Source organism: Angustibacter luteus (assembly GCF_039541115.1).
Taxonomy (GTDB): domain Bacteria; phylum Actinomycetota; class Actinomycetes; order Actinomycetales; family Angustibacteraceae; genus Angustibacter; species Angustibacter luteus.
The window spans coordinates 937756-951116 of sequence record NZ_BAABFP010000005.1; the positions used below are offsets into that span (position 1 = coordinate 937756).

The following is a 13361-nucleotide window of genomic DNA, read 5'->3' on the forward strand; positions in this document are numbered from 1 at the left end:
CGGCTAGGGAGCGCGCATGCGACTCGACCCACTCTGCGACGTGACCTGGCAGTACGACCTGCTGCACGAGCTCCAGCCGTCCGAGCGGGGTGACGGCCGGGTGTACGGCCAGGGGGTCGGCACGTTCACCGGGCGCCTCGCTGGGCAGGCCCGATGGTCCAACTTCCCCCGGCTGCGCGGCGGGTTTGCCTACCCGGACGCGCGGGGCGCCATCCAGGTCGAGGGTGGGGCGACGGTGCTGTTCACCCTCACCGGCATGTCGTCGCTCACGAACGGCAGTGGCGTGCACGTGCTGACGTTCGAGGCCGAGGACGACGACCACCGCTGGCTCAACGACGTGATCGCGGTCGGCGAGGGCAGCATCGACCGCGAGCGGGCGGCCCTGTCCATGCGCTACTACGTCTGCCTCGTCGACCACCTTCCCGGCATCGCGCCACCCGGACCAGACGGATCCGCCGTGGCCCCGTAGGGTCGGGATCATGGAATTTCGCTACCTCGGCAACTCAGGCCTGAAGATCTCCGAGATCACCTACGGCAACTGGCTGACCCACGGCTCCCAGGTGGAGAACGACGTCGCCACCCAGTGCGTGCACGCCGCGCTCGACGTGGGGATCACCACCTTCGACACCGCCGACGTCTACGCCAACACCAAGGCGGAGACCGTGCTCGGCGAGGCGCTGAAGGGCCAGCGCCGCGAGGGGCTGGAGATCTTCACCAAGGTCTACTGGCCGACCGGGCCGGGCGGACCCAACGACAGCGGACTGTCCCGCAAGCACATCCTGGAGTCCATCAACGGCTCGCTGACCCGCCTGCAGACCGACTACGTCGACCTCTACCAGGCGCACCGGTACGACACCGAGACGCCGCTCGAGGAGACGATGCAGGCGTTCGCGGACGTCGTCCGGCAGGGCAAGGCGCTCTACATCGGCGTGAGCGAGTGGACCGCGGACCAGATCCGCGCCGGTCACGCCATCGCCCGTGACCTGGGCATCCAGCTCATCTCGAGCCAGCCCCAGTACTCGATGCTGTGGCGCGTCATCGAGGAGGAGGTCGTCCCGACCTCGCGCGAGCTGGGCGTCAGCCAGATCGTCTGGTCGCCGATCGCGCAGGGCGTGCTGACCGGCAAGTACCTGCCCGGCCAGGCCCCGCCCGAGGGCTCGCGGGCGACCGACACCGCCGGCGGCGCCGACATGATCTCGCGCTGGATGCGCGACGACGTGCTGACCCGCGTGCAGGACCTCAAGCCCATCGCCGACGAGCTCAGCCTCAGCATGGCCCAGCTCGCCGTCGCGTGGGTGCTGCAGAACGACAACGTGGCCGCCGCGCTGGTCGGGGCGTCGCGTCCCGAGCAGGTGCACGACAACGTGAAGGCCGCGGGTGTCCGGATCCCGGCCGAGGCGATGGCCAGCATCGACACCGCACTCGGCTCGATCGTGACGTCCGACCCGGCGATGACCGCGGAGAACTCCCCGAAGAAGCGTCCGAGCTGAGCATGCGTCCCCTCACCCAGGCCGAGGCACTGGCCCGGTTCGCCCAGCTGGACGTCGAGTCGTACACGATCGACCTCGACCTGTCCGGCGCCGAGTCCGAGCCGACCTTCGACTCGACGGTCGTCATCCGGTTCGCCGCGTCGTCGTCCGAGCCCACCTGGCTGGACGTCCAGCCCGTCGAGCTCCTCGAGGCCGAGCTCAACGGCCAGCCGCTGGATACCTCGGCCTGGGCCGATGGCCGGCTGCCGGTCGTGGGGCACGTGGGCGACGGCGTGAACGAGCTGCGACTGAAGGCCCGCTTCGCCTACTCCCGCACCGGTGAGGGGCTGCACCGCTACGTCGACCCCGAGGACGGCCGTACGTACCTGTACAGCCAGGCGTTCCTGGACGACGCCACGCGGATCTTCGGCTGCTTCGACCAGCCGGACCTCAAGGCGACCCTGACCGTGACGGTCGCCGCGCCGCCGGACTGGACGGTGCTGGGCAACACCACGGGCACCGAGACCGGCCCGGGGCAGTGGCAGTTCGCCACCACCGAGGTGCTCCCGACGTACCTGTTCGCCGTGGTGGCCGGGCCGTACCACGGGGTGCGGGAGGTGCACGACGGGATCGAGATCGGGGTCTGGTGCCGCCAGTCCTGGGCACCGCACCTGGACTCCGCGCGGCTGCTGGGCACCACCCGGTCCGGCTTCGACTACTTCCACGGGCTCTTCGGGGTCCGCTACCCGTTCGGCAAGTACGACCAGGTGTTCGTGCCGGAGTTCAACGCGGGCGCGATGGAGAACCCCGGCCTGGTCACCTTCCGGGACGAGTACTACCTGCAGCGCGGCACGGTCACGGACGACGACCGCGAGGAGGTCGCGAACACCCAGCTGCACGAGATGGCGCACATGTGGTTCGGCGACCTCGTGACCATGAAGTGGTGGAACGACCTGTGGCTCAACGAGTCCTTCGCCGAGTACATGGCCTACCGGTCGGCTGCGGAGGCGACGGAGCACACCGGCTCGTGGACGACGTTCCTGGCCAAGCGCAAGACCTGGGGCTACCTGGCGGACCAGTTCTCCACCACGCACCCGATCGCCGGTGAGTCCGACGACACCGCCGCGGCGCTGCTGAACTTCGACGGCATCTCGTACGCGAAGGGCGCCAGCGCGCTGCGCCAGCTCGTCGAGTGGGTCGGCGACGAGGCGTTCCTCGTCGCGCTGCGCCAGCACTTCGCCGACCACGCCTACGGCAACGCCTCGCTCGCGGACCTGGTCGCCGCGCTGACCGCCTCGAGCGGGCGCGACGTCGACGCGTGGTCGCGGGCCTGGCTGCGCACCAGTGGGGTGAGCACCCTCGGGATGGAGCTGTCGGTCGGTCCCGACGGGCACTACACGTCCGCAGCGATGCGGCAGAGCTCCCCGAACGGGCCGCGCCCGCACCGGGTACGGGTCGGCCTGTACGACCTGGACGGCGAGCGGCTCGTCCGGCGCACCAGCCTGGACGTCGACCTGCCAGCCGTGGACCGGCACGACATCGCGGCCCTCGTCGGCGAGCCCGCCGCGGCTCTGGTGCTGCCGAACGACGGGGACCTCACGTTCGCCGTGCTGGACCTAGATAACGCGTCGCTGGCAACGGTACGCACCCACCTGCGCGGACTCGGCGACCCGCTGGCCCGCGCACTGGTCTGGTTCGCCCTGGTGGAGATGGTGGCGGCCGGCCGGCTGGCGCCGTCCGGTCTGGTCGAGCTCGTCACCACCTCGATCACGGCGGACGACCCGGAAGCCGTCACGGACCGGCTGCTGCGCGCGACCGTGGTCGCCGCCGACCGCTGGGCGGACGCCGGCACCCGCTCGGCGCTGCTGGCCGACCTGGCCCGTTGGCTGGACGCGGAGACGCGGTCGGCCGAGCCGGGCAGTGACCGCCAGCTCGCCCTGGCTCGCACCCTCGTCCGGATCCAGCAGGACACCGCCGCCCTGCAGGCCTGGCAGCGCGGCACCGACCTGCCGGACGGGCTGACGGTGGACGCGGACCTGCGCTGGCGGGTCGTGCACCGCCTCGCCACGTTGGGCGCCGTCGATGAGGACGGCATCGCCGCCGAGCGCGAGCGGGACCGGTCCACCGCCGGCGCAAACTTCGCGCTCACCGCCCGCGCTGCCATGCCGACGGCCGCGGCCAAGGAGTGGGCGTGGTCGAGCGCGGTGGGCGGCAGCCTCAGCAACCACGAGCTCGTCGCCGTGGCCACGGGCTTCTGGAGCGCCGACCAGGCCGAGCTGCTGGCGCCCTACGTCGGGCGGTTCGCCGCCGAGTACCCGCCGTTCGCGAAGAAGCAGTCGACGGAGATGGTGCAGCTCTTCGGACGGCTGATGTTCCCGGCCACCGTCGTGGCCGACTCGACGGTGCAGGTCGCCCAGGCCCTGCTCGACGAGGCCGACCTGCCGAGCTCGGCCCGACGCATGGTCGCCGAGGGCCGGGACGAGGTGCAGCGCGGCCTGCGCGCCCGCAACGCCTGAGCCCTACTGGGCCGGGCGCAGGCTCATCGGTCCGTAGATCTCCTGCTCCCCCTGCTGCAGGTGCACGGCGTCCACCCCGGCGTCGAGCAGCGTGCGCCACTCCTCGCCGAGCCAGCTCTCGGCGTCCGACTGGGTGGGGAAGCCGGTGGACGGCGAGCCGTCGGGGACGAACGTCGCGCCGTCGGCGTCGACGTACCGCCAGGTCCAGGTCTCACTCATGCGCACGACCCTACGGCCTGCCTCACGCCTGGGCCTCCTCGGCCATCGACAGCACCTTCGTCACCGTGCGCCAGTTGCGGGCCGTACCGACCTTGCCGAACCGGCGGTCCGCGCCGGACTTCAGGAAGCCCTGGCCGAGCCCGTTCGGCGTCAGCAGGTACGCGTGGTCACCGACCACCTCGAGCTGCGCGTCGTTGATCAGCGCGGCCTGCAGGTCCTTGACCTCGGCGCGCTCGGCTCCGGACACCAGGAAGGACACGTGCGCCTGGTCGGCGTCCTCGAACGGCAGGCCGTCCACGACGTCCCGCAGCTGCTTCGGGGTGCGGACCACGACGACGACCGGGAAGCCGAAGTGCTCCTCGATCCGCTGCTCGAGCAGCGCGCGGACCTTCGCGGCCGAGCGCAGCGGCGAGGAGAAGAGCAGGTTGCCGCTGGCGATGTAGGTGCGGACGTCGGTCAGCCCGGCGTCCTCGCACAGCGAGCGCAGCTCGGCCATCGGGACCTTGCGGTGACCGCCGACGTTGATGCCGCGCAGGAACCCCACCCAGACCGCCACGAGACCGCCCTACCCGATCCCCGGGATGCCCTCGGACACCCCGGCGACTGCACCGATGACGACGACCGCGGGTGCGGTCACCTGCTCGCGGACCATCATGTCGGCGGCCCCCGACAGCGGCGACCGGCTGACCCGCTGGGTGGGCAGCCCGCCGTCCTGCACGGCCACGACGGGGGTGGCCGGGTCGACGCCGTCAGCCAGTAGCGCCGCCGCGATGTCGGGCATGGTGTGCACGGCCATCAGGCAGACGATCGTCAAACCGCTGCGTCCCAGCGCCGTCCAGTCGACCGAGCTGTCCGGGTGGCCCGGCGGCAGGTGGCCGGAGACGACGCAGAAGCCCTGCGAGACACCGCGATGGGTGACCGGCACACCGGCCAGCTCGGGCACGGCCACGGCGCTGGTGACGCCGGGGACCACCTCGACCGCGATACCCGCCGCGGCGCAGGCGAGCGCCTCCTCCATGCCGCGGCCGAACACGAACGGGTCGCCGCCCTTGAGCCGCACCACGGTGCGCCCCGCGGCGGCGTGCTGCACCAGCAGGTCGTTGATCGCCTCCTGCGGGGTGAAGCGCCCGCGGGGCACCTTGGACACGTCGATCACCTCGACGTCCTCGCGCAGCCCGTCCAGCACGGCCAGCGGCGCCAGCCGGTCGACCAGCACCACGTCCGCCTCCGCCAGCCACTCGTAGCCCCGCCGGGTCAGCAGCCCGGGGTCGCCGGGGCCGCCGCCGACCAGCACCACCCGACCCCCGGTCCGGGGCGTGCGGCTCGGTTCGGCCCGGCGGCCGTGCAGCTCGGCCTCGACGGCGGCCAGCGCGGCGTCGCGCAGCGCCACCGAACGGCGCGGGTCGCGCCCGGACAGCACCGCCACCGTCGCCGGGCCGGTCCGGGCGGTGGCCGGCGTCCACGCGGTCGCGCCGAGGGCGTCGTCCGCGCGCGAGCACCAGATCCGCCGGGCGGTCGCGTCCGCGACGACCTGCGCGTTCACCGCGGGGTCGTCGGTGCAGGCGAAGACCAGCCACGCCTCGTCGACGTCCTGCTCGGCGTACGGGCGCTGGGCCCAGTGCAGCCGGCCGCGGTCGGCCAGGTCCCCCAGCGCAGCCTCGACGGCCGGGGAGACGAGGTGGACGTCGGCACCGGACTCGAGCAGTCCGGCGACCCGGCGCAGGGCGACGTGTCCGCCGCCGACCACGAGCACCCGACGTCCCTCCAGGCGCAGCCCGAGCGGGAAGGCCGGCAGCTCGGCGTCCGTCATGGCGACACCTCGCCGGCGCGGCCCGCCGCGCCCTTGTCGGCGACCCCCGCCGAGTCGAACGTGGCCACCTCGGCGAGGGTACGGGCCGCGGCCTGCACCAGCGGCACGGCGAGCACCGCGCCCGAACCCTCGCCCAGCCGCAGGTCGAGGTCGACCAGCGGGCGCAGCCCGAGGGCGTCCAGTGCGGCGGCGGCGCCCGGCTCGGTCGAGCGGTGTCCGGCGACCCAGCAGTCCACGGCGTCCGGAGCGATGGCTCGGGCCACCAGGGCCGCGGCACCTGCGATCACGCCGTCCAGGACGACCGGCACGCGGGCGGCCGCTGCGGCGAGCAGCAGCCCGGCGATGGCCGCGTGCTCCAGGCCTCCGACGGCAGCGAGCACCGCGATCGGGTCCTGCGGGTCGCGCCGGTGCAGGTCCAGGGCACGGCGCACGACGGTGACCTTGTGGGCCAGCATCGCGTCGTCCACGCCGGTCCCCCGGCCGGTGACCTCCGCCGGGTCCAGGCCGCAGAAGGTCGCGACCAGGGCGGCGGACGCCGTGGTGTTGGCGATCCCCATGTCGCCGGCGACGAGCAGCCGGTTGCCGGCGGTAACCAGGTCGCGGCCGACCTCGATGCCGACCTCGAGCGCGGCGACCGCCTCGTCGCGGGTCATGGCCGGACCGACCGACAGGTCCGCCGTGCCGGCGCGCACCCGGCGCCGGAGCAGCCCCGGCGCGTCGTCCAGCGGTGGGCCGGCGACCCCGACGTCCACGACGCAGAGCTCGGCCCCGATCTGGCGGGAGAACGCGTTCACCACGGCGCCGCCGCCGAGGATGTTCGCGACCATCTGGCCGGTGACCTCCTGCGGCCACGGCGTCACGCCCTGCGCGTGCACGCCGTGGTCGGCGGCGAACACAGCGACCGCGACCGGCTCGGGCAGCGGCGGCGGGCAGGCGCCGGCGATCCCGGACAGCCGGGCACCGACCTCCTCCAGCACACCCAGGGCGCCCCGGGGCTTGGTCAGCGCGTGCTGGCGCTCCCAGGCCGCGGCGACCGCCTTCGGGTCGGCCGGACGCACCGCGTCGACGGTCTGCTGGATCACGGACACTGCCTCTCCTCGTTGCCGGCGACGGCCCCACGCCTCATGGTGCACGGCCCAGCCGAGCGGCCGCTGTCGTGCCCAGCCCTCGAGCGCCAGCTCCGGGGCCGGCCCGAACTCCTGGACGTGGCCGACGCACAGGTAGGCGACCACCTCGACGTGCTCCGGCAGCCCGAGCTCGGCCGCGAGCTCGCCCGGGTCGACGAAGCTGACCCAGCCGACACCCAGCCCCTCGGCCCGGGCGGCCAACCACAGATTCTGCACCGCCAGGGCGGTGCTGAACGAGGCGGTCCGCGGGTCGGCGTGCCGGCCGAGCACGTGCCGACCGCCGCGGGTCGGGTCGCAGGTGACCACGACGTTGAGCGGGGTGTCCAGGATGGCCTCGACCTTGAGGGCGGCGAACGCCCGCGCCCGGGCCGGCGGCAGGGACTCGGCGAACGCCGCGCGCTGGGCGTGCACCAGCCCGGCGACCCGCTCGCGCACACCGCGGTCACGGATCACCAGGAAGTCCCACGGCTGGGTGAGACCGACGCTCGGTGCGCGGTGCGCAGCAGTGAGCACCCGCTCGAGGACGTCGTCGTCGACGCCGTCGGGCAGGAACCCGCGCCGCACGTCGCGGCGCTCGGCGATCACCCGGTGCACGGCCTCGCGGTCGGCGTCGTCGTACGGGGGGTGGCTCATCGGGACTCCGGGGGCATCGGGCGGGCGTCGGCAAGGGCGGCCTCGAGGGCGGTGCCGAGGGCCTTGGTGAAGGCGTCGGTGACCTCCTCGCTGCGGACGGCGAGGCGCAGCCAGTCGGGCCCGAGGCCGGGGAACGTGTCGCAGCGTCGGACGGCGAACCCGTTGTCCCGCAGAGCCTGGCGCACGGCCAGGCCGTCGGGCACCGGAACGAGCACGAACGGCGCCGCCGCCGGCTGCACCGGGTCGAGCCCCAGCCGACCGAGCGCGGCCAGCAGGTGCGCCCGGCGGTCGACGAGCTCCTCGGCGGCCCGCTCCGCCTCCGCGACGGCCCGGGGTGCGCTGCACGCGACCGCCGCCACCGCCGCGAGGGAGGACACCGACCAGGGCGGCTGCGCGGACGCGCAGCGACGGACCAGCGCGGCGTCACCGAGCAGGTAGCCGGCCCGAAGCCCTGCCAGCCCCCACGTCTTGGTCAGGCTGCGCACCACGACCAGCCCCGGCGTCCCGGACTCGGCCGCCAGGGACTCCTGCTCCCCCGGCACGGCGTCCATGAACGCCTCGTCCACGACGACGGTCCGGTCGGGGCGCAGCAGAGCGCGGACGACGTCCGCCGGGTGCAGCACGGACGTCGGGTTCGTCGGGTTGCCGAGCACCACGAGGTCGGCGGTGTCGGGCACCCGGGCGGGGTCGAGCGTGAAGCCGTCCGCGGCGCGCAGCAGCAGCCGGTCGACGTGGTGGCCGGCCGCGGCGAGCGCGGCCTCCGGCTCGGTGAACTGCGGGTGCACGACGACGGCGTGCCGGACGTCGACACCGGGCCGCAGCGCCCGGGCGAGCAAGGTGAACGCCTCGGCTCCCCCGGCGGTCACCAGCACCTCGTCGGTCGCGCGGCCGTGCCGCGCAGCGATCGCCTGGAGGGCGGCGGTGGGGTCCGGGTAGGCGGCGAGGTCGTCCACGGCGGCGACCAACCGCGCGCGCAGCCACTCCGGAGCCGGCCCGCGCACGTTCACCGCGAGGTCGACCAGTCCCGGGCCGACCTCCTGGTCGCCGTGGTGGTGCAGGTCCGGTGGTGCCGGCTGGCCGTCAGCCACGGACCGGCTCCAGGTGCTGCACGGCGGCGGCGACCAGCCGCTGGGCCGCCGACGGGCTCCCAGCCCAGTGCACGTGCAGGTAGGACGCGTGCAGGGTCGGCGTGCTGAAGCCGTCGACGCGTCCGCCGTAGCCGGTGTCGGCGAACGACCAAGCGGCGTCCGGGCCGTGCGGCGGTTCCACGCGGGTGCGGTGGAACTCGTGTCCGCTGACCTGCTCGCCCGCGGGCGCGGCGGGCGAACCGCGCTCGGCCTCGGCCCGGCGGTAGCCGAGGGTGAGCCGCCCGGTCATGGCGGCAGTGGCGTCGATCGCCCCGATCATCGGCAGCCCGTCGAGCTCGCGGCACAGGTACAGCAGCCCCGCGCACTCGGCGACCACCGGCAGACCGCCCGCGATCCGGCTGGCCAGGTGCGCTCGGAGCGCGGTGTTCGCCGAGAGCTGGGCCGCGTAGACCTCGGGGAAGCCACCGCCGAGGTAGAGCCCCGAGGTGCCTTCGGGGAGCTCGCCGTCGTGCAGCGGGTCGACGTCCACCACCTGAGCACCGGCGGCGGTCAGCAGCTCGTCGGTCTCGGTGTACCGGAAGCTGAAGGCGCTACCGCCCGCGCACGCGATGACCGGAGCCGGGCCCTCGTGTCGGATGACCTCGGCCTGCGGGTCCCAGGGCTCGTCCGGCAGCGGTGCGGCGGAGTGGGCGACCCGCAGCACGGCGTCCAGGTCCACGCCCTGGGCGACCCGCTCGCCGAGCAGTCGGACCGCGGAGCGGGCCTCGTCGGCCCGCTCGACCGCGGGCACCAGGCCCAGGTGGCGGCTCGGGGTGGCCAGCGCCTCGTCGCGACCGAGGGAGCCGAGCACCGGGATGCCGATCGGCGCGAGCGCGGCGCGGATCTCGTCCTCGTGCCGCTGGCTGGCCACCCGGTTCAGGACGACACCGGCGATGCGGACCTGCGGGTCGTAGCTGGCGAACCCGAGCACGGTGGCCGCCACGCTCCGGCTGGCTCCGGAGACGTCCACGACCAGCACGACCGGCGCGTCGATGAGCCGGGCGACGTGCGCGGTCGAGCTCACCCCACCGGTGCCGATGGCGCCGTCGAACAGGCCCATCACCCCCTCGACCACCGCGACGTCCGCCGGCCTCGGCTGCAGCGCGCCGTGCAGGAACAGCGGGGCGACGCGGTGCTCGCCCTGGAGCACCGGGTCCAGGTTGCGGGGCGGGCGTCCGGTCGCCAGGGCGTGGTAGCCGGGATCGATGTAGTCCGGCCCGATCTTGTGCCCGGACACCTCCAGGCCGCGTGCTCGCAGCGCCGCCATGAGTCCGGTCGCGACGGTGGTCTTCCCGTGGCCGGATCCTGGCGCCGCGACCACGAGCCGGGGGACCTGCAGCACCGGCCGATCCTTGCACACCAGGGGCCGCCCGGTTCCGGTCGCCCGGCTGCGGTCGCCCTGTGCCGGGTCGGTAGCGTCGCGGCCATGGGTGAGCTGGTGGTGCCGATCGACGTGGTGGGTCTCGGCGCGGACGGTGCACCTGGCGTATCGGAGGCTGCGCGGTCCGCCCTGCTGGCGGCGGACGTGGTCATCGGCAGCGAGCGACAGCTGGCCCTGCTGCCCGACGACGTCGGCGCCGAGCGGGTGGCCCTCCCCCGCCCGCTGCTGCCTGGCCTCGGCGACCTGCTCGACGGTGCGGACGGACGGCGGATCGTCGTGCTGGCCAGCGGCGACCCGTCCTGGCACGGCATCGGTTCCACCCTGGTGCGGCTGGTCGGCCCGGGAGCCGTGCGCACCCACCCGGCACCGTCCACCTTGTCGCTGGCCTGCGCGCGACTCGGGTGGCCGGCCGAGCACGTCACGACCGTGAGCCTGCTGACCGGACCCGCCGCGTCGATCATCGCCGCCCTGCAGCCGGGACGGCACCTGCTCGTCCTGCTCGCGGCTGCAGCCGACCTCCCTGGTGTCGCCGACCTGCTGTGCCGCAACGGTTTCGGCGCGAGCGCGCTGACCCTGCTGGCCGACCTCGGGGCGCATGACGAGACGGTGCGGACCGGCACCGCGAGGATGCCCCCGATGCCCACCGGGAGGTTGACCGCTGTCGCGATCGACTGCGCGGCCGAGCCCGGAGCCACCTGGTGGCCGAGCGGGCCGGGGTTGCCGGACGAGGCGTTCGAGCACGACGGGCAGCTGACCAAGCGCGACCTGCGGGCGAGTGCCCTGGCCCGGCTCGCGCCGGCGCCCGGCCAGCTCCTGTGGGACGTCGGTGCCGGGGCCGGCAGCGTGGGGATCGAGTGGATGCGGCACGGGCCGACCTGCCGGACCATTGCCGTCGAGCGGCACGCGGAGCGCGCCGAACGCCTGGGCCGCAACGCCTCTCGGCTCGGGGTGCCTGGGCTGCAGGTCGTGGTCGGCCCCGCACCCGACGTGCTCACCGGGCTCGACCGACCGGACGCCGTGTTCGTCGGTGGCGGTGCGACGTCCGCCGGTCTGCTGGATGCCTGCTGGGCGGCACTCGCGCCCGGCGGCCGCCTCGTGGTGCACGCGGTGACGGCGGAGTCCGAGGCGGCGCTGGTCGGTCAGCGCTCGACCCGCGGCGGCGAGCTGGTGCGGATCGGTGTCGAGCACCTGGAACCGTTGGGTGGCTTCAGTGGGTGGCGGCCGGCCCGCGCGGTGACGCAGTGGGCGGTGACCCGATGACGGTGCACTTCATCGGCGCCGGCCCCGGGGCGGCCGACCTGCTGACCGTGCGGGCCACCCGGCTGCTCGCCGCCTCGCCGGTCTGCCTGTACGCCGGCAGCCTGGTCCCGGCCGAGGTCCTCGACCACTGCCCGGAGGGTGCCCGGCTGGTGGACACCGCGGACCTCACGCTGGACCAGATCGTCTCCGAGCTGACCGCGGCTCACGAGCGTGGCCTGGACGTCGCCCGGCTCTGCTCCGGCGACCCGTCGGTGTGGAGCGCCCTGACCGAGCAGGTCCGCCGGCTGCGCGCCGCGGGCGTCCCCTACGACGTCACGCCCGGCGTTCCGGCGTTCGCGGCGGCCGCAGCGGCCCTGGGCGTCGAGCTCACCGTGCCGACCGTGGGCCAGAGCGTGGTGCTGACCCGGACGCAGGCCCGCTCGAGCCCGATGCCGGACGGCGAGCGGCTGGCGTCCTTCGCCGCGACCGGGGCGACGTTGGCTCTGCACCTTGCGGTGCAACGCATCGAGGAGCTGGCGACCGAGCTGGCCGGGCACTACGGCGGGGACTGCCCGGTCGCGGTGGTCGCGCGCGCGTCCCAGCCCGACGAGCTGGTGCTGCGCGGCACGCTGGCCGACATCGCGGACGCGGTGCGCGAGGCAGGCGTGCGACGTACCGCCGTCGTGCTGGTCGGCCCGGTGCTGGGCGCGGCGACGTTCCCGGACAGCTACCTCTACTCGCCGGCACGTCCGCGGGGCTCGGACTCCTCGTGACCGGCCCGGCCGATCACGGCGCCCGCCCGGTCGATCACCACGACGTCGACGTGCACGGGCGACCCGCTCAGCACGGCCGCGCAGGTGTCGAGGGCGGCTCGGGCGACGGCTGCGCCGAGGTCCACCCCGGCGGACTGGGCCAGGCGCAGCGCGTGCAGGGCCGTCGTCCCCGCTTCGATCTGGCTCGCGAGCTCGTCGCCGCCGAGCGGTCGGGCCAGGTCGGCGAGGGCCGGCAGGTCGACCTGGGAACGCCCCGAGTGCAGGTCCAGCTGGCCCTGCCCGAGCTTGCTCAGCTTGCCGAACCCGCCTGCGATCGTCAGGCGCTGCACGGGGTGGCGGCGCACGTACTTCAGGACCGCGCCGGCGAAGTCGCCCATGTCCAGCAGCGCGAGCTGCGGCAGACCGTAGAGCTCGGCGACCGTGCGTTCCGAGGTGCTGCCCGTGGCCCCGGCCAGGTGCTGCAGGCCGGCCGCGCGGGCGACGTCCACCCCGCGCCGGATGCTGTCGATCCACGCCGAGCAGGAGTACGGGACGACGACGCCGGTGGTGCCAAGGATGGACAGGCCGCCGAGGATGCCGAGCCGCGGGTTCCAGGTGTGCTGGGCGATCTCCTCGCCGTGGTCGACGGAGATCTCGATCACCAGGTCGGGGGTGGAGCCGCCGGCGACCTCGGTCACCGCGTCGCGCATCAGCTGGCGGGGTACGGGGTTGATGGCGGGCTCCCCCACGTCCAGCGGCAGTCCGGGAAGGGTCACCGTGCCCACGCCGGGGCCGGCCACGAACTGGATCCCGCTGCCCGCCGGGCCGGGTCGCACGGTCGAGCGGATCAGCGCGAGGTGCGTGACGTCCGGGTCGTCGCCGGCGTCCTTGACGACGCCGGCCATCGCGGAGCCGTCGTCCAGGCGTTCGACGGCGAGCGCGAAGGAGGGGGTCTGCCCGCGCGGCAGCACGATCTGCACCGGGTCCGGGAACTCGCCGGTGAGCAGCGCCGTGTACGCGGCCTTGGTGGCGGCGGTCGCGCAGGCGCCCGTCGTCCAGCCCCGCCGCAGCTCGGTCATGGGGTCAGT

At 74.5% G+C, this 13361-nt stretch carries 12 protein-coding genes; 5 read left to right on the top strand and 7 right to left on the bottom strand.

The window, feature by feature from the left end; translation table 11 throughout:
- Positions 1-16: 16 nt before the first annotated feature.
- Genes ABEB17_RS13670 through pepN form a run of 3 tightly spaced genes read left to right on the top strand, consistent with a single transcriptional unit; the run spans position 17 to position 3985 of the window.
- Positions 17-469, top strand: a complete 453-nt coding sequence (locus ABEB17_RS13670) for a DUF3237 domain-containing protein (RefSeq protein ID WP_345717231.1) — start codon at positions 17-19, stop codon at positions 467-469.
- Between the two features lie 10 nt (positions 470-479).
- Positions 480-1490, top strand: a complete 1011-nt coding sequence (locus tag ABEB17_RS13675; protein ID WP_345717232.1) for an aldo/keto reductase family protein — start codon at positions 480-482, stop codon at positions 1488-1490.
- A gap of 2 nt (positions 1491-1492) precedes the next feature.
- Positions 1493-3985, top strand: a complete 2493-nt coding sequence (pepN, locus tag ABEB17_RS13680; RefSeq protein WP_345717233.1) for an aminopeptidase N — start codon at positions 1493-1495, stop codon at positions 3983-3985.
- 3 nt (positions 3986-3988) lie between these two features.
- On the opposite strand, the gene ABEB17_RS13685 is transcribed toward pepN, so the two are convergent.
- The 6 genes from ABEB17_RS13685 to ABEB17_RS13710 are packed head-to-tail and all read right to left on the bottom strand — an operon-like array spanning position 3989 to position 10243.
- Complete coding sequence (locus ABEB17_RS13685; RefSeq protein WP_345717234.1) at positions 3989-4204, bottom strand: hypothetical protein; 216 nt, start codon at positions 4202-4204, stop codon at positions 3989-3991.
- 22 nt (positions 4205-4226) lie between these two features.
- Positions 4227-4760 carry a DUF1697 domain-containing protein gene (locus tag ABEB17_RS13690; RefSeq protein WP_345717235.1) on the bottom strand — a complete coding sequence of 178 codons (534 nt, stop codon included), beginning with the start codon at positions 4758-4760 and terminating at the stop codon, positions 4227-4229.
- 9 nt (positions 4761-4769) lie between these two features.
- Complete coding sequence (gene cobA, locus ABEB17_RS13695; protein ID WP_345717236.1) at positions 4770-6014, bottom strand: uroporphyrinogen-III C-methyltransferase; 1245 nt, start codon at positions 6012-6014, stop codon at positions 4770-4772.
- Positions 6011-7774: a nicotinate-nucleotide--dimethylbenzimidazole phosphoribosyltransferase gene (gene cobT, locus ABEB17_RS13700; protein ID WP_378226959.1), complete on the bottom strand. Its 1764-nt coding sequence runs from the start codon at positions 7772-7774 to the stop codon at positions 6011-6013. Before cobT ends, cobA begins: the two co-directional genes overlap by 4 nt.
- Positions 7771-8862 (bottom strand): Rv2231c family histidinol phosphate aminotransferase CobC, encoded by a 1092-nt coding sequence (gene cobC, locus ABEB17_RS13705; RefSeq protein ID WP_345717238.1) that lies wholly within the window; start codon positions 8860-8862, stop codon positions 7771-7773. The genes cobT and cobC overlap by 4 nt, the downstream gene beginning before the upstream one ends.
- Positions 8855-10243 (bottom strand): cobyrinic acid a,c-diamide synthase CobB, encoded by a 1389-nt coding sequence (locus ABEB17_RS13710; protein WP_345717239.1) that lies wholly within the window; start codon positions 10241-10243, stop codon positions 8855-8857. The genes cobC and ABEB17_RS13710 overlap by 8 nt, the downstream gene beginning before the upstream one ends.
- A gap of 84 nt (positions 10244-10327) precedes the next feature.
- Between ABEB17_RS13710 and cbiE the strand changes: the two genes are divergently transcribed.
- A complete protein-coding gene (gene cbiE, locus ABEB17_RS13715; protein ID WP_345717240.1) occupies positions 10328-11542 on the top strand; it encodes a precorrin-6y C5,15-methyltransferase (decarboxylating) subunit CbiE in 1215 nt (404 codons plus the stop codon).
- A complete protein-coding gene (gene cobM / locus ABEB17_RS13720) occupies positions 11539-12294 on the top strand; it encodes a precorrin-4 C(11)-methyltransferase (protein WP_345717241.1) in 756 nt (251 codons plus the stop codon). The genes cbiE and cobM overlap by 4 nt, the downstream gene beginning before the upstream one ends.
- Here cobM and ABEB17_RS13725 read toward each other — a convergent pair.
- Positions 12255-13352: a cobalt-precorrin-5B (C(1))-methyltransferase gene (locus ABEB17_RS13725; RefSeq protein ID WP_345717242.1), complete on the bottom strand. Its 1098-nt coding sequence runs from the start codon at positions 13350-13352 to the stop codon at positions 12255-12257. The genes cobM and ABEB17_RS13725 overlap by 40 nt on opposite strands.
- Positions 13353-13361: the final 9 nt, after the last annotated feature.